Genomic DNA, 17,849 nt, shown 5'->3' with positions numbered 1-17,849 from the left:
GATGCAGCGGTATGCCGGGGTGATCGCGCAGTACGACGGAATGGTGGCGCTGGTGCGGGAGGAGTACCCCGCGTGGGAGGCGCCGTACTGGAATTTGCCGAGTGGCGCCGTCGAGGACGGGGAGGTGCCGGCGGGCGGCGCAGTCCGGGAGCTGCGGGAGGAGTCGGGGCTGCTGGCCGCGGCCGGGGAGCTCGAGCTCGTGTGGACCACGCGGACGATCGCGGACGGGCGCGCGACGTCGCGCTCGTGGAACTACCTCGTGGAGATGGCCGACCCGGCGTTCGCCGTGGACGATCCGGACGGATCGGTGCTCGAGGTCCGGTGGTTCCCGGTGCCGGAGGCCGTACGGCTGCTGGGCGAGATGCCTTACCCGCCGATCGCCGTACCAGCGGTCGACTATCTGACGTCCGGCATGGCAGGACGCAGTTGGGTCTTTACTTTGTCCGGTGGGGCGTGGAGCTGGTCGTCCTAGAGTGCGCGGCGTACGACGACGTTGCGCTTCGCCGACGTCCGGTCCTCGCCGTACCGCGTGAAGCCAGCGGCGAGGAACGTGCTCAGCACTCCACGCCCCGGATCGCCCGGCATCGCCTTCACCGGGTACGCCTCGACGATCCGCGCGCCCGAGCTGCGCGCATACTCGACCGCGGCCTCGACCATCGGCAACGTCAGCCCTTGCCCGCGGTACCCGCGCTTCACGAACAGGCAGTTGATCGCCCAGATCGACTCGTCCTCCGGCTCGTCGATCGGCAACGTCCGCGACCGCACGATCGCGGAGTACTCCGGCCGCGGCGCGACCGCACACCACGCCGCCGGGCACTCCTCGACGTACCCGATGACACCGACCGGCACGCCCGCGCGTACGAAACCCTCGAGCGCGGCACGGTTCTCGGCGCTGCCGTTCACGGCGACCTGCGCCGCGGGCAACCGCCGCGCCATGCACCAGCATCCCCGCGTCCCGCCGTTGGGCCCGAACAACTCGACAAGGTCCGCCCACCTCGCCTGGTCGACCGGCCGCGTCTCCATTCCGGCATTCAACCACGTGTCGGATCCGGCGTACGGCGTTCGTTGCAGGGGTAAACGGTGACGGCGACAAGGAGGGTGAGATGGCGGGATACCTGATCTCGTTCGAGAAGGGCGCGATGGACCACATCCCCGAGGAGGACTGGGGCCAGGCGGGCAAGGCCGCGCACGCGGTGTGCCAGGAGGCGAAGGACGCCGGCGTGTTCGTCTTCGCGGGCGGCCTGAGCTACGACGACGGCGACGTCGAGCACAAGGTCGTCAGCACCGACGGATCGGTCGTGGACGGACCGTTCTCCGAGGGCAAGGAGCTGATCGGCGGCCTCCTGATCGTCGACGTACCGACCCGGTCCGAGGCGCTGGAGTGGGCCGCCAAGATCGCCGCCGCGTGCCGCTGCGCCCAGGACGTCCGCAAGTTCATGCACGACCCCGAGCTGGCCGGGTGAGGCCCGGGTAGAGGTCGCGCAGCAGGCAGATCTCGGCGCCGTGGTGGAAGACCTCGACGCTCACGTACAGCACGAGGCGCGCGATCGGCACGTCGGCGAATTCCGGCGGGGCCACCGGCCCTTGCGGCCTGGCGAGCCCCGCCTCACCGAGGTTCCGCACGCTGTCGATCCAACGGGCGTACACGTCGTCGAGCTGACCGAGCGCCTCGTCGGCCGTGCCCGCGTACTCGAAGGTGTCGAGGCTGACCGGCGGACCGCCGAAGCGCCGCGCGTTGGACTGCGCCACGCTCACGATCAGGTGCCCGAGCCGCCAGGCGATCGTGGTCACCTGCTTTTCGCGCTCCCCGAAGTCCCAGGTGAACTCACCCGCCCCGAACGACATCGGCGCCGAGCTCTCTCCGCGCCGGCTCACCGTCCAGCAACCGGGCACCGGCTCCCAGAAGTACTCGGCGTCGGTCAGCCCGTCGAGCCGCGGCCGCAAACCGGGACCGCCAGTGCGTCTCGAGTTGCTCGATCACCTCAGCGTTCCAGTCCACGTGCGATGGTATGCACAGGTCCGCTCGCCGTGTGCCGCGCCGGATAGTGTTGCGGGCCATGAAGACCGAGCTCGAGTCCGTCGCCTGGCCGCCCCCGCCGATCAAGACCGAACGGCTCGTACTCCGTGCAGCGGAGCCCCGGGACCGTACGACGACCATCGAGCTCCTCGCGTCACCCGAAGTCGGCACCTACATCGGCGGAGCGCAACCACGCGAGCAGCTCGAACGCGCTCTACCCGACGCACCTCGACGCCGCGCCGGCCACTTCGTGGTGGAGCTGGACGGCACCATGATCGGCCTGGTCACCCTGGACGAGCGCGACCCGAACCACCCCGCCCAGCGGCGCGTGGACCTCGCCAAGGTAGAACTCGGCTACCTCTTCCTCCCGACCTCCTGGGGCAACGGCTACGCCACCGAGGCGTGCACCGCGGCCCTGCGCTGGTTGACCGAGGCCCGCCCCCGCACCCCCGTAGCCCTCACCACCCAAACCGCCAACACAGCCTCCCTCCGCCTAGCCACCACCCTCGGCTTCACCGAAACCACCCGCTACGAAGCCTGGAAAGCCGAACAATGGCTAGGCATCTGGACCCCACCTACGAACGCCCTCCCAGCTGGCTAGCTGCAACTGCGGGAGTTGTACGACGCCCAGCGCCAGCCGACGCCGAGGGGCGCGCGCGAACACCGCTCGGCCGGGGGTGTTGACCTGATAGTTGCCGGAGCTACTGCGACCGACGCTGGGGCGGGGGCAGTCGGTGCGGTGCGCCCTACGATTTCGGGGTGACGCGGTCGAGGCTGGACGAACTCTCGGACGATTACGAGCGCGCGGAACTGCGGTTCCTCATGGCTGTCCGCGGCGACGCGCAGCGCTCGCAACTCGCCGTACTGGTGAGAGACGTGGCCACGGCGGCAGAACGGTTCAACGCCGAGGCCTACCGGCGCCTTCACACCGGCGTGGAGGACGCCTGGATGCCGCTCGATCAGCTGACCGAGCGGACCGAGGTCCTGGCCGAACTGTGGGCCGACATCGCAAGCGCCTACGAGGCGTAGCTCACACCGGCGCTACGTGGTACCTGATGATGGTGCGATGGCCGAACGACATTCGCGTGCTGTGCCTGGTGGCCGCGCCTTCTATCTGACCGAGCGGCTGTGGAAGTTGGCGGAAGGGCTTCCGGTCGAGACGGTGGCTATCGACGGGATCCAGGAGTTCGACGAGGACTGCTGGTTCGGCGGTGGGCCGGTCACCTGCCGGATGGTCGCGCGGCACGCCGACCGCATCCAGAAGGCCGACCTGCGGTACCCGGTGATCCTGTCGGCGGACGGTCGACTGATGGACGGCGGACACCGGATCGCGAAGGCATGGCTGAGCGGCGCGACGACGATCGACGCCGTCCGCTTCCGCATCGACCCCGACCCGGACTACATCGAGCCAGACCCCGCTGAATCCCGCTGATCCGCACGCTGCGCCGCCGTATACCACCGTACGGCCCGTTGCCCTGAGCCACAATCGGACACCAGAGCCCGGAGACACCTGCCCTACGTCACCGCCCACTTGGCACAGGCCGCCGAACGCCATCAGGACGACCGCATCCGGTAGCGGGCGGATGGCATCGGCACGGCAGGTACGACGAACGCTGGCCAACGGCTCGCTGCTCAGGGTTAGCTGGGGGCCATGAGCCGCCTCTTCGTGCTGTTCGGGACGGGCGACTGGGCTCCGTGGTGTGATGAGCTCTTCGCGGAACTGGCCGTTCCTGGACGACACGCAGCAGTCATCGCTGCCGGGCAGGCAGAGAACGGACCAAGAGTCGTTGATGAGTACCGCCGAGGAGCTGCCGAACGAGTGGCGCGTGCAGGCGTGCCCAACGTAGACGTGCCACTCTTGAACAGATCCGACGCTGATGACCCGGCCGCGACTGCATGTCTGGAGAACGCCGCATTCCTTTACGTCCTTGGCGGCGGACCGAGGGGACAGGTCTCCGCCCTTCGTGGGTCAAGATTCTGGCGACACTACCTCGACACCTCGTTGCCGTACGTCGGCAGCAGCGGCGGAGCGATGCTCCTCGGAGCCCGCTACCCGACATCTGACAGGGGCCACGTCGATTCCGGTTTGGGCGTCTTCCCGAATACAGTCATCGCCGCCCATTGGAACGAACTCGACGAGAACTGGCGCAGGATCTTCCTCGACCTGGCCGGCGACGACCTGCTCGTCGCGATCGACGTCGACGCCGCGCTCGTCGGCGATGGATCGACCTGGGTCGTGCACGGGCCCGGAGATGCTCACGTTCGTGGTCCGGATGGATGGCGGCGATACTCAGCAGGTGCGCGCGTAAGTCTGCACTTGACGTAAGCGGCAAGACCGTAGTCCCAACCGCCGACCTGGTGTCTTCCCACCCGCCGTTCAACCGGGCTGAGCCAGCGGCAAGAGCCCGCCGGAGCTGGTGTCCTCCGCCGGCAGGAACGAGACAGCTTCGCCAGGTGATGTACGACGACCTTCAGCGCGGATCGCGATGGATTGATGCGATACGTCTGCCATGCTCGCGGCATGACCGAGCCGCCTGTCGTCAGGATCGCCGACCTTCGCCGCGCCTTGAGCCGCGTCCTCGACGCCACGGAGGCCCTGCTCGGACCCGAGGTTGCCCTGCACGCCGACTACTACTGGCATCTGCCGGTCGATGCTGCGTTCGATGTGTACACCGAACCGCAGAACCTCACCATGGGCCAACTGAGCGATGACTTCGGGGCCGTCCCCGACCCGAGCGACGGCGTCCCCGAGAACGCTCCGCACGACCTGATGCACGTAGCCGGGATCCTTCGAGCGCTGGAATTGGCTGCCCGAGCACGGACTTCCTGATCTCCGCAGGTCCGCACCGGCGGGCCGCTCAAGTGGCTTGCCGGACGTCTGACCTGTCGCAGGTCGCCGGACAGAAATGTGTCCCGGATCTGTTGGTGGGCGCCTCCCGCCCGAGGTGGTGTCGACCGCCGTAGCTGGCGCTGATCGCCTCGATGAGTTCGTCCGGGGTAACGGCGATCGGCCTTCGAAGTTCCGCGTTCACGATCTGCGCCACACGGCGGCGCCTGATAGCTCGCTCCGGCGCTGACCGAGTTCGTACAACGCACCCCGCGGCACGCGCGGCCGCGGACGTGACGATCGACCTCCGCGGGCATCTGATCGGCCACCACCTCTGAGACGCGGCCAAGAAGCTTGGCCCCGCGGAATCTCTGAAGGCGATCGAGGCTGGGAACGACGAACCCCCAGCTCAGAGTGGCCTCTGAGCTGGGGGTTTGGTGGAGCCGCCTGTCGGAATCGAACCGACGACCTTCTCATTACGAGGAGGAACGACACCGCCACATCGGCTCTCTACCAGCAACTTTGCCACCGTTCACTTCGCACCACGCCAACATATCCCGCATGAGTTGACCCCACTTCGCACCACGACTCGCACCACGAGTGCGCCACGCACACCCGAGAGCGTCTGTCTCGGCCTGCTTGTCGGGCGGCTCCGATCGCCGCTCAGCGCGCCGACGATGCGTGTCGCATGGCGTAGCAGGAAGGTAGTATTATTAAAGTTTGAGCTGGAGCCGGGAAGGGGGTGTCCACGATGGCAACCGCCGATGACGTTGCAGCGGCTGTCATTGCGCAGGTAGGCCTGCTGGATGCCATGAAGCTCGAAAAGCTTGTCTACTACAGTCAGGCTTGGCACCTCGCCATCACCGATGCGCCGCTATTTGACGATCCGATCGAGGCGTGGCGCGACGGACCGGTGGTCGATCATCTCTATCAGCAACACAGAAAGAAGCGCGCGGTTGCGGTGTGGCCGGCAGGTGAGCCCCGAGCCATAGGTGACCGCGGCCGCCGAGTGATCGCCTTGGTCTGCATGGAGTACGGGCAGAAGTCTGGTGAGGAACTGTCGAGGCTGACGCATTCGGAGGAGCCTTGGCGAGTGGCCTGGGGCGGTCGATCTCCGTTTGCTCGTGGTAGGACGCCCATCTCGCACGGCTCGATGGCTAAGTTCTACCGCCGAGGACGTCTCGGTGGACGAACAGCCGGAGACCTTGCAGCTGGCGGAATCGCGCTATCGCCGCCCGGAGCAGTCGAGTACTCAGCACGTGATCTGAACTCGAAGATCGATGAACTCCGGGATGAGTTCATGCGGCCGGCTGAGCACGAACCCACCACGAGTTCATCCACAGTATCGGCCAACCGTGACGATCCGGTCGTCTCAAACAGCTCAAGAGTCATCACGTTCCGCACGCGGACGCGCCCCTGACGCGACGTGCCGACCTCGCCTGCCCACGACAGCCATGTCGTTGTTTTCGACGTCAACGTTTTCCTCGACGTCGCGTCTTTGTTGGGGCCACGCTTTGAGGCGACCGCCCTGAGTTCTGCGAGCGCCGTGCACATCGGCAGCGCTTGTCCTCATCCGACTGATTCCCGAATCGACAGCCTGCGAGCGCTCACCGTCTGCACCTCGGGCCGTTTCGTTGGACCCCAGCCCCTTCAGGTGTGGACCAGCAGCCACATCGACCATCTGATCGTGCATAAACTCACTCAGCCGATCGACGGTCCGACTCCAGAACTCGCAGGCTTCGGGTGGACCGAAGCCGAGGCGGACGAGTTCCTCGATCGGCTCGTCTATGGTCTGGTGTTCGACATGTCGAAGGGCGGGACTGTCGGTGACGTACCGATCCCTTCCGGCTCACCTCCACTGTCACATGAGGATGGGTGCGTATTCCGTACTGCCGCCGAAGCCGGCGATCCCACTGAGAGCAGGCTCCTGAAGTACTGCGTCACCAACGATCGACAGTTCCGGAAGGCCGAGCCAAACCTGTCGTCGGAGGTACTCATCCTCTACCCGTCAGAGTGGGTGCAGTTGGTTCGCAAAGCTCGCATCGTCGCGGCGATGGGCAAGATGAAACCAATAAAGTAGCCGACCCGGCGCACAGCCGGGAAGCCCTCCACCCGCGGCGGCCGAGAGGCTATTCCGGTATACGCAACTCCCGACGAAGTACTTGCCGCAATTCTTGGAGCGTGTCAACCAACTCCGGCATCGGATGATCAGCGTCGGGAAACCCTGGCGCAAATCTCCACATCAAATGCTGAAATTCCCTCGCAATTTCAACGACCTGCTGCGACGCAATCAACTGCAGGCGAGTGACGTTCTTTACCGTCGCACGATAGGTGTCCCAATATATGCGCTTCTCCTCTTCCGGATCACCACCGGCATTATTGTGGATAGTGTCGACAAACTGGTCGAACTGAATATAGATTCCGATGATATCCGGCTCAAAGCGGCGGTAATCGTCCAGCTTGTTCTTACTCCGTGCCACCAGCAAGTTCGTCGTCAGGGTTAGTAGCACGCCCAGGATGGTGAAGGCACCGGCGAGTGCCGCTACCCACCACCAGGGAACGTTTGCGGTTGTTGCAAGAGCATCCTCAGCCACACCGCATCGTAACTACAGTTGCGTGGTTCGCGCGCGCCGATCGAACGTGCATGCCGCGGACCTTCGCAACGACTTCGTCAGCACGCTGGGCGCATTCCTCGGATTACTATGAGGACATGCATTACTGGAGAGGTTCCGCGGCCAGCCGGTAGGTTGACGTGTACGCGCCATCGAGGTCCATCCCCCCTGGGGTTGCAGCCTGTTCGGGGTCCTCTGCAGCCGCGAGGTTGAGCGCGAGCAGTTGCGCCAGAAGGTCGTCTTGTTTACTGAACCCGTATGCCTCGAAGACCGCGGCATCGAGTGCGTCGTGAAGATCCCGGAGGTGCGCCTTACCTGGCGTGCGGAGAGCATCGTACTGCGCTCCAAGCGTGACACCTGATGTCAGGTACCTACGCCGCAAAGTGAGGATGTCCTCGACCAGGCCGGCGATCTTCGCCACCGAGTCCGAACTGGGGTTCAACGGCCACGGGAAGGAGTCCCATACGGTCGTCGAGGTGTAGCGGGGGTCTACCTTGAGCTTGGAGCAGCGTTCGTCGAACCATGCCCTATGGATTGATGAGGACAGGACGCCGAACGAGTAGTCGTCGTCAAGGGTGAACACCGTGAGCGAGTCGTCGGGCCGGATGCTCGTGTCGACGAACTGGTACACGGACATGCGTCCTTCGGCCGCAACGCGGGTTAGGGCGATGTACCGATCAAGCGGCTCGAGTGCGTCCAGCATGTCCTCGCGCCGGTAGGCTTGCCGCCACCAGGAGTTGAGGAAGTTCGCGTGGTGTGCCTTCGGTTTCGCTTTCGGGTTGGCGGCCAGGGCCTTCTGGTTGTTCAGCTTCTCCTTCGCGGCAGCCTTCTTCCTATCCGGCAGAGCCATCTCGCGTAGTCGCGCAAGCGCTCCGGGCGCTTCGGCGGCGACGACCACTCCGTCGGTGTGCGGCAGGTCGATCACGAACGTGTCGACACCGAGGCCGCGCAGCATCGGCTTCGCCGAGATCTGCGGGTGAACGTAGGCAGCGGACCCGGAGTCGCGTTTCACCATCTCGCGAGCCTCGTCGCGAGTGAGCCGGAAAGCTTTCACTATGCCGAGGGTCTGCCCCTGGAAGTTGCGCTTCGGTCTCGTGTTCTGCGGCAATGACCTGGCCTTCGAGACGTCCGTGATGGCGCGCAGGGTTGGCGGGATACGGTCAACAGGCAGCCGGAGTTGGCCCTGGTCTAGCCACAGCACCTTCTCCGTCGGGGCATGTTCGCTGCCCTTCACCCAGTTCACGATCGAGACATGGACGACCGCGTCACCTGACCAAGGCTTCACAGAGACCGCATCGAATATCACGCCGTCGTGGGCGTCGATGTAGTCAAGTGACTTTCGCCGAGAGGCGTTGTCGCGGATCGCTTGGGTAGCGACGAAGCCGGCGCGACCTCCGTCCGGAAGGGCCTTGTGAGCCAAGGGAAACCAGTAAGTGACGAAGTCCGAGACGCCGGGATCCGGGTAGGTAGCGTCCAAGCGGGCACAGTAGTCGGCCCCAAGTTCGTCGACCATCTTGCGCCGGCCGTTGTACGGCGGGTTGCCAACGATGACGTCTGCCTTGGGCCATGGGTCGAATAGGGCGTCCCCCCACAGAATTGTGCCGTCGAGGTTGTCGAGCGGAAGGACGTCTTCCTGACCTCCCTCCAGCTCGTCTGCGGCCAACTTCTTGGCCATCATGAGCGTCACCTTCGCCACCTCGACTGCGAACCGATTGTTGTCGAGGCCGAGAAAGTGATCGGTCGTGACGTAGGAGAAGGCTGCCTGCGCGGCCTTGTTTTGGGACTTCCGGCGCTCGTCGATGCGCCGCTTCACCTCGGCTTCGAGGCGACGCATCTCCCGGTAGGCGACGTACAGGAAGTTGCCGGAGCCGCACGCCGGGTCAAGCACCCGGTAGGAGGCCATGTCGAGCAAGAGGCGTTCGTAGTCGTTGATGGTCTTTGCAGCATCAATTCGTTCCTGCCAGGGCCGGATAATGCAGGGGCCGACGACCTGCATGATGTCGGCTTGGCTGGTGAAGTGGGCGCCGTACGCGTGCCGCTCGCCCTTGTCCATCGAGGTCTCGAAGAGAGTGCCGAAAATCTCTGGACGCACCGCGGCCCAGTTGGTCTGGCACGCCTCGCGCATCGCCTTGAGCTCATCCTCGTTCATCTCGATAGGTTGAATCTCGGCGAAGAGGCCACCGTTGAAGTACTGCGTCCCCTCGAACCGCCCGCCAGATGTGCGGCCCGGAGTGTTCATCTCATGGAAGAGTGAGCCGAGCAAGTCGTACGCCTCACGCCCATTCTTGGCGTCAGCCTGCACGGTGCGGGTGAAGAAGTGAGACGGCAGCAGACCCACGTCCTCGGCGAACATTGCCACCACGGACTGGAGCACGAACCGCTGGGCCTCCAGTCGGTCGACGCCACGCGCGACCATTGAGCGGAAGACGCCAGAGACGGTGGCCGCAGCTTCGCGCGTTACCTCAACGAGATCGTTGCCGAAGATCGGCGGCTCTTCGTCGGGGAGCATGAAAGCGAGGGCCTCGAACCGCTGCGGCAGGTCGTCGATCTTGACGACGTCCATCGGGGCGTCGAGTTGCTGGTCGAAGTCGTAGATCCAGAACTCGTCGAAGTTGCAAAGCACTACATAGCGGGGTCTGCCCGGGACGCACTCTTGCCAATACTCGAAGGCCTGGCGGAAGTGTCGGGACAGGTCGACTCTGCCCTTTTTCATCTCAATCAGCACGCGCGGCTTCCACACCAAGTCCGCGTAGCCGACCCCGAGGTAGTCGTGGCGCTTGATCCGGTCCTCATAGACCGCGCCCGCCTCGATGGCTCCCGCGTGGCCGAACGCCTTGAACAGGCGGTCGAGGAAGGTCTGCGCCTCGCCCTTCTCGTCACCCCTCAGATGTGCCCTTCGCCAGTTGACGAAGTCGGTGAGGTCGCGGCGGAGCTCAATAGGTTGCACGAGGGCTAGGCAATCATCATTCCGCGGCCTTGTCTCGCGACCCGGCGAGTCAAGTTCCTGCTACTCAGACCCAGCGCCGGCCGGCTTCGCCGCGTCGCGCGTTGATCACCCTGTGGCGCGGCACACCCTCAAGGGCATCGGCGAGGGACCCGAGTTTGGGCCGCTGTCGGAGATGGAGTGCCGGGCGGATACTGCCAGGCGAGCTGTGTAGGCATGTCCGGCCAGGGTATTCCGTTGACGGGGCGACCTATCGCCGTCGGTACATCGGCTGCAGCGCAGCCGGTTGTGGATAACTGCCGAGGCACATCGCCAGATCTTGGCAAACTGTTGGATGTGCCGTCAGTCCCCGGCCCGGAGCCACCGACGGGTGGAGCCGCCGCCCGCATGGTGTCGAGGCGCGAGGCCCCGTTCGGCAGGCAGGCCCGGGACTGGCGGCACTCCGTGGGATATGCCTGGTCTGCGGGTCTGTTGAGGTTGCCCGCCGGCGTTGTCGACGTGATGTTTACCCGTTGCCGGTCTCGCCGCTTCGTGTGGCCTGCTCGGCCTTCAGACGCTCAATTTCGGCCCGGAGTTTCTCGCGGGGCCAGATCTCGATCGCTGTGCCGAGCCGCGCCGTGATGGTGCCGCGACCGTTGCCCGCGCACTCTGCGCATAGTGCGACGGAGCGGTGAGGATAGACCTGAGGCGGATTCTGAATCTCGTTGGTCGCTTCGGCGGCCGCCCGTGCCCGAGCAACGATTTGCGCGTTGACTCGCTGTGCAATCTCTTCGGCGAGCTCGATGCCGCGCTCGCGAAGTTTGAGCATCTGGGTGGTCAGATTGCGAATGGCCTCGTCGGTCCGGTCGACGTGCTGCCCCGAGCGGGGGTGTACGAAGTGAGACGCTGCCCCACAGTTCGCACAGCGATTGATTGCGACCGCGTGCAGGATGCTGTTGCGCAGTTCAGTGGCTTCATGAACCTCAAGCAGCCATGCGCCCGTCTGGGAAGGGAATAGATGCGGTTCGGAGTGGGCTCGGCGCTCGACCTTGCGCACGCTTTGTTTGGTCGTCAAGCCGACGTCAACCTTGGCGGGCGGTGCGGGATAGGCCGCTTGCGCCAGTGCCTGCAGGATATCCGTCAGCAGCGCTCCGAGAGCGGAGTCAGCAAGGGCAAGGTGGCCGATGTTGCCGACCCAATGATCCTCTGTTGTCACCACTTCAACGTAGTCCCATAGCGCAATCCGCGACTATGGCGAACCAGGTTGGCTCGGAGGGCCAGGACTGAAGCAGCCAATCGCGACCGCAGGCGGGCCCGGGACCGGCGATACCCGCCCACATGCAGCGACTGCCTCACCCGTTGAAGGCTTCGAGGCGCTGTTGCTGTGCGTCGCGGCGCCGACGGCTCGCAGCGGCCAGTCGGGCAGCACGGGTGAGGGCGCGTTCGAGCTTGCGGGTGCGACTCTGGGCGTGGCGGAGTTCGCGCCGGGCATGCTCCAGCTCGTCGGTCAACCGCTCGATCGCTGTCTGCATGTCGGCGATGTGGTGCTCGTTGGCGTCTAGTTCGGACTCGGCGGCTGCCCGCTCGTTCTCGGCTGCTTCGTAGTCGGCCTCGACCTCTCGCAGACGCTCCTGCAGCTCGGCGCGTTGTCTGCGCAGCTGCTCGTCCTGCGTGAGCCTTCTTGTCCTCGGGCCGGCCGCCTTCTTCGTCGGGCTGGCTTTGCGCGGAGCCGCCTTGGCGGCAGTCGCCGTGGGTGTCGGCCGGCCGCGGACCTGGTCAGTGACGGGAATCGGTGTACCTGTCTCGTCCACGACGCCGAACCCGACGTGGCGTAGGCCGCTCGTGAGGCGTCCGCTACGCAGCATCTGTGCAGCGCCGGGGTCCACTAGGGCCGCGTCGAGGGTGGCCGCGAGCCGTTCGGCACTGCTCATGGTCATTGAGCGCCCATCGCCGGCGGCATCCGCCCTCGCCACGTCCACGAGGCGGTTGACCAGTTCGTGGCGGCGAGCCGTGAGCATTTTGAGCCGCGCTCGGTCGCCGAGACGATGAGCCTCGCGCAGGTCTTCTCCGAAATCGGTCAATTCCGCGATCTGATCCGGCACGGTTCGTACGAGACGGTTGGCGAGCCAGGCCGCGATGGTTGGCTTCCGCAAAGCTCGTATGGTGTCGCTGCCGCGGGTGTCGCCGGCGTCGCGGAGTGTCTTTGCGAGCTGGTTGCGGGCAGCAGTGAACTGCTCGGGCGACAGCCCGTACAGCTCCAGTGCTGGGTCCAGCTGCATCCCACCACAGTGCCTGCCACGGTTGCCTTCGGCAAGCTAACTGTGGGTCAGCCCGTCAGTGCGGTCAGCGATCCACAACTCGCACTGCGCACAGGTCTCATAGGGCCAGAGGAACACGAGTCAGGCCGCGTTCCGGGCTGCGGAGTTCGTCGGCCAATGCTCGCCGGCGGTCCAGATCCAACGAAGGCTGCCGGGTGCTTCGGGTCGATATGCGAGTGCGCAGCCACAGAGCTCGCCTGCGGTTCGCCCCATGCGCTGGTCGGCCTGGCAGCGGTCTGCCCAGTCGGAGACGTAGAAGGCCTGCCGATCCCACCGGCCGCCCGACAGCATGATCACTGGTTCGCGGAGTGCACCTGCCATTCACTGCGCTCCTGGTCCGCGGCCAGCGGGACGCTGGCGATCGTCCGCCGGCCTGAGGTCGTCCTGATCGATGAAAGACACGCGCCCGTCGGGATGCCAGACTCGACCGAGCCACCGGCCGCCCTCGCTGATCCAGGCGTCCAGTTTTCCGACGTGCCGGTTCCATCCGTCGACGGGCATCGGAGGGTCGATCCGTCGGACGGTCGCCTGGTCGCGTGGCCCGTGAACGGTGTACTGCAGCTCCAAGTCGGCGGCAAGCGTGATCGCCTCGGCCTGGGTTCGGCACCGGCCGCGGTGTCCGTTGACCGCGTTGTCCCAGACCAGCCACTCGTTGTCCCCGTCGCCGGGTCGCACGTGGAAGCGTCCCACCATGGGTTCATCATGACATTAATCGAACTGATGTTCTAGCCGCGGACATGACTGTCTAGCGTCTCCGACAAGTAGGTACTCGGAGTGACGGGCACTAAACGAAGAGCGTGGCCCCCGGTTGAGTGATCACCCCACCCAATTGCTCCTGGGGGTCGCGCGCCCTTCAGGTTTACCGCTGGTGCACCCGTGCTGGGCGCAGTCAGAGGTGGGAGACGTTCTGAACAGCAGCGGGACCACCGGTTGCCGTGCACCGTTGCCCCGGTGAGACGTCGACCGGGGCAACGGTCGCTTCCAGGCTGGAAACTGTCGGCGAGCGATGGGATCGTGTTGTGGTATGGAGCTGACTGCCCGGGATTTCGAGCGGATACCGCGCGAGAATCTACGTGTGCCGGTGCGTGAGTTCGCCCGGCTGTGGCTGACGGCTGAGCGTCGTGGTGACGCGTTGACGGCCGAGGGGCGGGGCGACTGGTACCTGGCCGGCGTGCAGGTCGCGTGCAGGTGGTTGGCATGCTCATTCGTGGCGTTCAGCTACCCGAGCGGCGCGGTGAAGGAGCGGGCACACGCGCCGATTACTCGCACCACCCGGAAGGCGTACGAGGAGCTGATCACTGCGGAGGCCGAGGCTGCGGAGCGTGCGGTTGCTGGGGGCGGCCTGCCGGGTCGTCCTGGTTTCGCCGAGGGTGCGCTGGCGACGTTGTCCTGGGCGTGGCGCCGCTCGGGCGTACCGCCGATCGAGGTTGAGCAAGCGCAGGCAGGCTGACCGGGGGTCTCAGGCCGGATGAGCAGGGGCCTCAGGAGCCGTGGTGCGGCCTTCCTGAGGCCCTTGTCTGTCGCCGGCCGCGTAGTCAGGCGGTTCGTTGGCGAGGGCGGCGAGTGCCGGCGGTGAGCCCTGAGGCGATGGTGCGTTCGGCTTCGGCGCGGGGTAGGCCGATGCGGCAGGCTGCGGAGACGAGTTCGTCGTGGGCGATGTTGTTGTCGAGCAGCTGCGCGCCGACGAGCTGGCCGAGTGCGTAGGCGGCGCGGTTGAGGGTGTCGTTGCGATGGCCAGGTGTGGCGGCGAGAACCTTCTCGAGTTCCCCGGTGAGCGCGGCGAGGGTGTACGCACTCGTGTTCTTCAGGCTGGGTGTGGTCCAGGATCCCTCAGCGGGCGGCGGTGAGGTGTCCAGGGCTTGGACGATCCAGCCGGGCAGCGGCTGCGGTGACGCCTCGGGATCGGCGAGGTAGCGGCCGGCGGGGGTGATCGAGCCGGCGCCGACGACGTAGCCGCCGTGGCCGCGGGTGTCGATCTTCCATCCGATTCTCCCGGCGCTGTTGCCAAGCTGGGTGGCGCTGGGTTGCCGGTAGTACAGGTGCTGTCCTCCCGAGGGGGTGGTGACTGTGTAGGTGGCGTGGAGTTCGGACAGATCTGCCCCGTAGTCTGCGGCGACGATGGCCAGCACGTCGGCTCCGTCTGCTGCTCCGCGGGTGCGCCACGTCTCGGGCGGCAGGTCGTCTCGGTTCTGGGGCTGGTCCAGGTCGATGACAAGCAGGCTGGAGGGTCCAGTGGCGACGCCGATGTTGTACGGGGCTTTGCGCCAGGTGTGGGCGATGGCGAGGTGCTTGGTGGTGGCTTGGTGTTCCCAGTCCTTGGCCACGGCGGGCACCTTGCGGCCAGGGACGAGTGGGAAGACGGCCATGCCGTGGTCGGCGTGCCAGTGGGCGGCACGTGAGAGCGCTTGGTGGTCGGGAGACAGGATTCGCCGGCCGCGGCTTGTGGTGGTCACGGTTCGAGTCCTTTCCGGTTGGGGTGTACTCGTTCGCTGTGGACTCGTCGGGTGATCTGGTCGGGCTGGGTTTCGCGGAGTTCGAGGTAGACGCGGACGCCGAAGGATCCACCGTTCGGATAGGCGCGCTCGGTGCCGGCCACCTCGAACTGCTGTCGTAGCTGCTTGACCAGCCGCGCGATTTCGTCGGGTTCTCCGGACAGTCGAACCTTGATGGTCATGCCGTCGCCTCCTGCTCGCGGCTCGCGGCGGGCCAAGCGGAGACGCGGGTGTCGCCGTTGAACACCACTCGCAGTGGGCCGCGGTCACACAGACCGTCGAAGTCAGTTCGACCAGAAATGTTGTCGTCGGGGCAGGGCACGGTAACCGCATGGTCGTCGCCGTCGTCGGACTCGAACACGATCCATGGGATGCCGGCTCGGTCGATCACGACCGGGGTCAATGCCCAGGAGACCAGCTCGTACAACTGTTCGGCCGTTGTGACGAGGGCTCCATTTGGGATGCGCTGCACGGCTACGTCGTCAGGGCCCAGCGGCAGCGGTTCGCTCAGGTATTGATCGTCGGGGTTCGGAGGCACTGCCAGCATCATCAATCTCCTTAACTATTGACGCTACGTGTCGGTGGCCGGGCGGCCGAGGGGCCGGACCTGGACGGGAGGTCCGGCCGACTGCGGCCCGGTCAGGCGGCGTTCAGGTCGCTGAGGTCGTGGCCGAGGGATTCGGCGACGGCCGCGATCAGGTCGCGTGCGGCGGGTGGGGTGACGGCGTTGCCGAGCTGGCGGACCTTCGCGCGCTTGTTGCCGAGCACGATGTATCCGGGTGTGAAGGCCATGCCGGCGGCGACCTCGTGGGGCTCCAGCATCCGGAACAGGCAGTCCTCGACAGCGATGGTCTGCGGCTCCAGCAGCGACTGGTGTCCGGCGGTCGTGAGCGTTCGCAGGGTCTCGGTGGCGGGTGTGCACATCTCCGCGCCGCTCGCACGGGAGCCGTTGTTCCGCATGATCAGCGCGTACCGGTCGCGGGTGGTGAAGGTTCCGTGCGGCTCGCTGGTGGCGCGGCTGGTGGCGTTGCCGTAGTAGGGCATGAGCAGGCCGTGGTGGTTGCCTGCGGCAGCGAACGTGTCGAACGGGGCGGTCGCCTTCTTGGTCGTGTTGTTGTTGCGCAGCGGAACCACCAGCGCCTCGGTCTCGCGCGTGGTCCGGGTCCGCATCACCTCGGCCAGCGTCGTCGCGCTCTCGTTCCACGTCCCACCGGCCGGGACCAGAAGCCCGGTCTCGTTGCGTGTCGTCATCGTGCGCATCGCCTCCGACAGCGGCGCGGCGGTCTTCCCGTCGCGGCCCTCGACCGGCACCAGCAGTTCCGGCTTGACGTAGCGGGCAAGCCCGGCGCGGATGCGGGCCATGGTCTTGTCGGCCAGCGGCCTCGTGCGGTCACCGATCCGCTCCCCCGTGAGGCTCCAGTCGATCGCAGCCGCCGCGGGCAGCCAGCCCGGCTCTACGATCTGGTTGCGGCAGGCCACGTTCGGGCAGCGCCACACGTACTGCGCGCGATAGCGGCCCCAGGTCCGTTCCGGCTTCTTCCACGCCTGCATCGCCCGCACCATCCGGCCGCAGCCCTCGCACCACGCCTGCGGCCGAGTCCACCGATTCAGGTCAGGGCAGGTGGTCTTGCGCAGGTGCGCCACCACGTAGAGCCGGTCCCTGGACTGTGGCGCTGGGAGGCCGCCGGCCTGCGCGTGCATCGAGTTGAGGTAGACGACGTGCACGCAATAGCCCAGCGCGTCCAGCGCTGACCGCCACGCCGGCCACAGCACCCACAACGCGGCGTCCACGACGTTCTCGACCACGATCGCGTTGTAGTGGTGGTGCTCGGCGAACCGCACCACGTCCCACATCGTGGCCCGCGACCGCTCGGCCGCCTCGTCCGGCAGGGTGTCACCGAACAGGTCCGGCATCGCGTCCACGTTGCGCTTCTTGCCCTTGGCCTGCGAGTGGTTCGTGCACTCGGGCGATGCCCACAGAATGTCGGTGCGCGGGTACTTGCGCGGTTCGACCTGGGACAGGTCGGCACAGTCGTGGTCGGTGGCCGGGTGGTTGCTGTTGTGCGTCTCGACGGCCAGCTTCCAGTGGTTCGCGGCCAACTTCACCGTCACGCCCGGTACCTGGACGGCACCGGTGCTCGATCCGCCGGCGCCGCAGAACAGGTCGGTCATGGTCAGCGTCATCGCTTGCCTCCCCTGCGGGGGCGGGGGTTGCGGACGGTGTAGACGCCGGGGCAGCAGTACGCCGAGCCGCACGGGACTCGCGGTGTGCACCACGGCTGGCAAGCGGTGCGGGATACGTCCTTGATCCGTCGGTTCCTCATCGGGGGTTCTCCCCTTCCGGTTCGTCCAGTCGGTCCCTGGTGGGCTTTGTGTGACGGCAGCCCCTCGGGGCCTGCCGGCAACTGCCGTCTGCCGGACCGCTAGAGGCTCCAAAGGCAAGGGGGTTCTCGGTTGGTGGACAAGGAAACAAGCGAGCGCAGCGAGCGCCGCCGTCCTCCAGGCGAGAACCCCCTTGCCTTTGGAGGGGGCGGTCTGGCACCTGCCCACCAAAACCAGCCACAGCAGTCTTTTCGCCCGGCCGGAGGCCGGGTTGCTCTCCCGCCCGCCAGGGGCGGGAGAGCCTGGTCAGCGCCCTTTCACAGGCCCAGTGACGGGCG

General features: G+C 66.2%; 21 protein-coding genes. 10 read left to right on the top strand and 11 right to left on the bottom strand.

Features of this window, described 5'->3' with window-relative positions; translation table 11 throughout:
* Position 1 precedes the first annotated feature (1 nt).
* Positions 2-472: an NUDIX hydrolase gene (locus ABN611_RS15100; RefSeq protein ID WP_350280494.1), complete on the top strand. Its 471-nt coding sequence runs from the start codon at positions 2-4 to the stop codon at positions 470-472.
* Here the strand turns inward: ABN611_RS15100 and ABN611_RS15095 are convergent.
* Complete coding sequence (locus tag ABN611_RS15095; protein ID WP_350280493.1) at positions 469-1,023, bottom strand: GNAT family N-acetyltransferase; 555 nt, start codon at positions 1,021-1,023, stop codon at positions 469-471. The genes ABN611_RS15100 and ABN611_RS15095 overlap by 4 nt on opposite strands.
* Before the next feature lie 80 nt (positions 1,024-1,103).
* Between ABN611_RS15095 and ABN611_RS15090 the strand changes: the two genes are divergently transcribed.
* Entirely contained in the window at positions 1,104-1,463 is a 360-nt protein-coding gene (locus ABN611_RS15090) for a YciI family protein (protein ID WP_350280492.1), read from the top strand.
* Here the strand turns inward: ABN611_RS15090 and ABN611_RS15085 are convergent.
* Complete coding sequence (locus ABN611_RS15085) at positions 1,435-1,944, bottom strand: DinB family protein (protein WP_350280491.1); 510 nt, start codon at positions 1,942-1,944, stop codon at positions 1,435-1,437. The genes ABN611_RS15090 and ABN611_RS15085 overlap by 29 nt on opposite strands.
* A 113-nt stretch (positions 1,945-2,057) precedes the next feature.
* Between ABN611_RS15085 and ABN611_RS15080 the strand changes: the two genes are divergently transcribed.
* The 7 genes from ABN611_RS15080 to ABN611_RS15050 all read left to right on the top strand — a co-directional run bounded on the left by ABN611_RS15080 (position 2,058) and on the right by ABN611_RS15050 (position 6,924).
* Positions 2,058-2,618 (top strand): GNAT family N-acetyltransferase, encoded by a 561-nt coding sequence (locus ABN611_RS15080; RefSeq protein WP_350280490.1) that lies wholly within the window; start codon positions 2,058-2,060, stop codon positions 2,616-2,618.
* A 158-nt stretch (positions 2,619-2,776) separates the two neighbouring features.
* A complete protein-coding gene (locus ABN611_RS15075; RefSeq protein ID WP_350280489.1) occupies positions 2,777-3,046 on the top strand; it encodes a hypothetical protein in 270 nt (89 codons plus the stop codon).
* 37 nt (positions 3,047-3,083) lie between these two features.
* The gene (locus ABN611_RS15070; protein ID WP_350280488.1) at positions 3,084-3,449 is read left to right on the top strand and encodes a hypothetical protein; all 366 of its coding nucleotides are present in this window, start codon (positions 3,084-3,086) and stop codon (positions 3,447-3,449) included.
* A 219-nt stretch (positions 3,450-3,668) separates the two neighbouring features.
* On the top strand, positions 3,669-4,343 hold the full coding sequence (locus ABN611_RS15065) for a hypothetical protein (RefSeq protein ID WP_350280487.1): 675 nt from the start codon (positions 3,669-3,671) through the stop codon (positions 4,341-4,343).
* Between the two features lie 195 nt (positions 4,344-4,538).
* Positions 4,539-4,847: a hypothetical protein gene (locus tag ABN611_RS15060; RefSeq protein WP_350280486.1), complete on the top strand. Its 309-nt coding sequence runs from the start codon at positions 4,539-4,541 to the stop codon at positions 4,845-4,847.
* 748 nt (positions 4,848-5,595) lie between these two features.
* The gene (locus ABN611_RS15055; protein ID WP_350280485.1) at positions 5,596-6,264 is read left to right on the top strand and encodes a type II toxin-antitoxin system antitoxin SocA domain-containing protein; all 669 of its coding nucleotides are present in this window, start codon (positions 5,596-5,598) and stop codon (positions 6,262-6,264) included.
* Positions 6,265-6,270: 6 nt separating this feature from the next.
* Positions 6,271-6,924, top strand: a complete 654-nt coding sequence (locus ABN611_RS15050) for a hypothetical protein (protein ID WP_350280484.1) — start codon at positions 6,271-6,273, stop codon at positions 6,922-6,924.
* 49 nt (positions 6,925-6,973) lie between these two features.
* Here the strand turns inward: ABN611_RS15050 and ABN611_RS15045 are convergent, their stop codons facing one another.
* The 5 genes from ABN611_RS15045 to ABN611_RS15025 form a co-directional block, all read right to left on the bottom strand.
* Entirely contained in the window at positions 6,974-7,438 is a 465-nt protein-coding gene (locus ABN611_RS15045) for a hypothetical protein (RefSeq protein WP_350280483.1), read from the bottom strand.
* Between the two features lie 121 nt (positions 7,439-7,559).
* On the bottom strand, positions 7,560-10,403 hold the full coding sequence (locus ABN611_RS15040) for a DNA methyltransferase (protein ID WP_350280482.1): 2,844 nt from the start codon (positions 10,401-10,403) through the stop codon (positions 7,560-7,562).
* A gap of 502 nt (positions 10,404-10,905) precedes the next feature.
* Positions 10,906-11,595, bottom strand: coding sequence for a hypothetical protein (locus ABN611_RS15035; protein ID WP_350280481.1), 690 nt, complete (start codon positions 11,593-11,595; stop codon positions 10,906-10,908).
* 136 nt (positions 11,596-11,731) lie between these two features.
* The gene (locus ABN611_RS15030; protein WP_350280480.1) at positions 11,732-12,658 is read right to left on the bottom strand and encodes a hypothetical protein; all 927 of its coding nucleotides are present in this window, start codon (positions 12,656-12,658) and stop codon (positions 11,732-11,734) included.
* 360 nt (positions 12,659-13,018) lie between these two features.
* Positions 13,019-13,390 carry a hypothetical protein gene (locus tag ABN611_RS15025; protein WP_350280479.1) on the bottom strand — a complete coding sequence of 124 codons (372 nt, stop codon included), beginning with the start codon at positions 13,388-13,390 and terminating at the stop codon, positions 13,019-13,021.
* Positions 13,391-13,772: 382 nt separating this feature from the next.
* Between ABN611_RS15025 and ABN611_RS15020 the strand changes: the two genes are divergently transcribed.
* Positions 13,773-14,147, top strand: coding sequence for a hypothetical protein (locus ABN611_RS15020; protein ID WP_350280478.1), 375 nt, complete (start codon positions 13,773-13,775; stop codon positions 14,145-14,147).
* A gap of 85 nt (positions 14,148-14,232) precedes the next feature.
* Here the strand turns inward: ABN611_RS15020 and ABN611_RS15015 are convergent, their stop codons facing one another.
* The 4 genes from ABN611_RS15015 to ABN611_RS15000 all read right to left on the bottom strand — a co-directional run bounded on the left by ABN611_RS15015 (position 14,233) and on the right by ABN611_RS15000 (position 17,373).
* Positions 14,233-15,150: a bifunctional DNA primase/polymerase gene (locus ABN611_RS15015; protein ID WP_350280477.1), complete on the bottom strand. Its 918-nt coding sequence runs from the start codon at positions 15,148-15,150 to the stop codon at positions 14,233-14,235.
* Entirely contained in the window at positions 15,147-15,371 is a 225-nt protein-coding gene (locus tag ABN611_RS15010) for a DUF3970 family protein (protein WP_350280476.1), read from the bottom strand. Before ABN611_RS15010 ends, ABN611_RS15015 begins: the two co-directional genes overlap by 4 nt.
* Complete coding sequence (locus ABN611_RS15005; protein WP_350280475.1) at positions 15,368-15,739, bottom strand: hypothetical protein; 372 nt, start codon at positions 15,737-15,739, stop codon at positions 15,368-15,370. The genes ABN611_RS15010 and ABN611_RS15005 overlap by 4 nt, the downstream gene beginning before the upstream one ends.
* A gap of 89 nt (positions 15,740-15,828) precedes the next feature.
* Positions 15,829-17,373 (bottom strand): DNA cytosine methyltransferase, encoded by a 1,545-nt coding sequence (locus ABN611_RS15000; protein WP_350280474.1) that lies wholly within the window; start codon positions 17,371-17,373, stop codon positions 15,829-15,831.
* Positions 17,374-17,849: the final 476 nt, after the last annotated feature.

It is taken from the genome of Kribbella sp. HUAS MG21 (assembly GCF_040254265.1).
Taxonomy (GTDB): domain Bacteria; phylum Actinomycetota; class Actinomycetes; order Propionibacteriales; family Kribbellaceae; genus Kribbella.
This window is presented reverse-complemented; position numbering and strand designations above follow the sequence as displayed.

What these genes read in the sequence shown, in the direction of transcription:
- ABN611_RS15100 (WP_350280494.1), top strand. Translation starts at nt 2, where the DNA reads ATGCAGCGGTATGCCGGGGTGATCGCGCAGTACGACGGAATGGTGGCG.
- ABN611_RS15095 (WP_350280493.1), bottom strand. Translation starts at nt 1,023, where the DNA reads ATGGAGACGCGGCCGGTCGACCAGGCGAGGTGGGCGGACCTTGTCGAG.
- ABN611_RS15090 (WP_350280492.1), top strand. Translation starts at nt 1,104, where the DNA reads ATGGCGGGATACCTGATCTCGTTCGAGAAGGGCGCGATGGACCACATC.
- ABN611_RS15080 (WP_350280490.1), top strand. Translation starts at nt 2,058, where the DNA reads ATGAAGACCGAGCTCGAGTCCGTCGCCTGGCCGCCCCCGCCGATCAAG.
- ABN611_RS15070 (WP_350280488.1), top strand. Translation starts at nt 3,084, where the DNA reads ATGGCCGAACGACATTCGCGTGCTGTGCCTGGTGGCCGCGCCTTCTAT.
- ABN611_RS15065 (WP_350280487.1), top strand. Translation starts at nt 3,669, where the DNA reads ATGAGCCGCCTCTTCGTGCTGTTCGGGACGGGCGACTGGGCTCCGTGG.
- ABN611_RS15060 (WP_350280486.1), top strand. Translation starts at nt 4,539, where the DNA reads ATGACCGAGCCGCCTGTCGTCAGGATCGCCGACCTTCGCCGCGCCTTG.
- ABN611_RS15055 (WP_350280485.1), top strand. Translation starts at nt 5,596, where the DNA reads ATGGCAACCGCCGATGACGTTGCAGCGGCTGTCATTGCGCAGGTAGGC.
- ABN611_RS15030 (WP_350280480.1), bottom strand. Translation starts at nt 12,658, where the DNA reads ATGCAGCTGGACCCAGCACTGGAGCTGTACGGGCTGTCGCCCGAGCAG.
- ABN611_RS15025 (WP_350280479.1), bottom strand. Translation starts at nt 13,390, where the DNA reads ATGGTGGGACGCTTCCACGTGCGACCCGGCGACGGGGACAACGAGTGG.
- ABN611_RS15010 (WP_350280476.1), bottom strand. Translation starts at nt 15,371, where the DNA reads ATGACCATCAAGGTTCGACTGTCCGGAGAACCCGACGAAATCGCGCGG.
- ABN611_RS15005 (WP_350280475.1), bottom strand. Translation starts at nt 15,739, where the DNA reads ATGATGCTGGCAGTGCCTCCGAACCCCGACGATCAATACCTGAGCGAA.
- ABN611_RS15000 (WP_350280474.1), bottom strand. Translation starts at nt 17,373, where the DNA reads ATGACGCTGACCATGACCGACCTGTTCTGCGGCGCCGGCGGATCGAGC.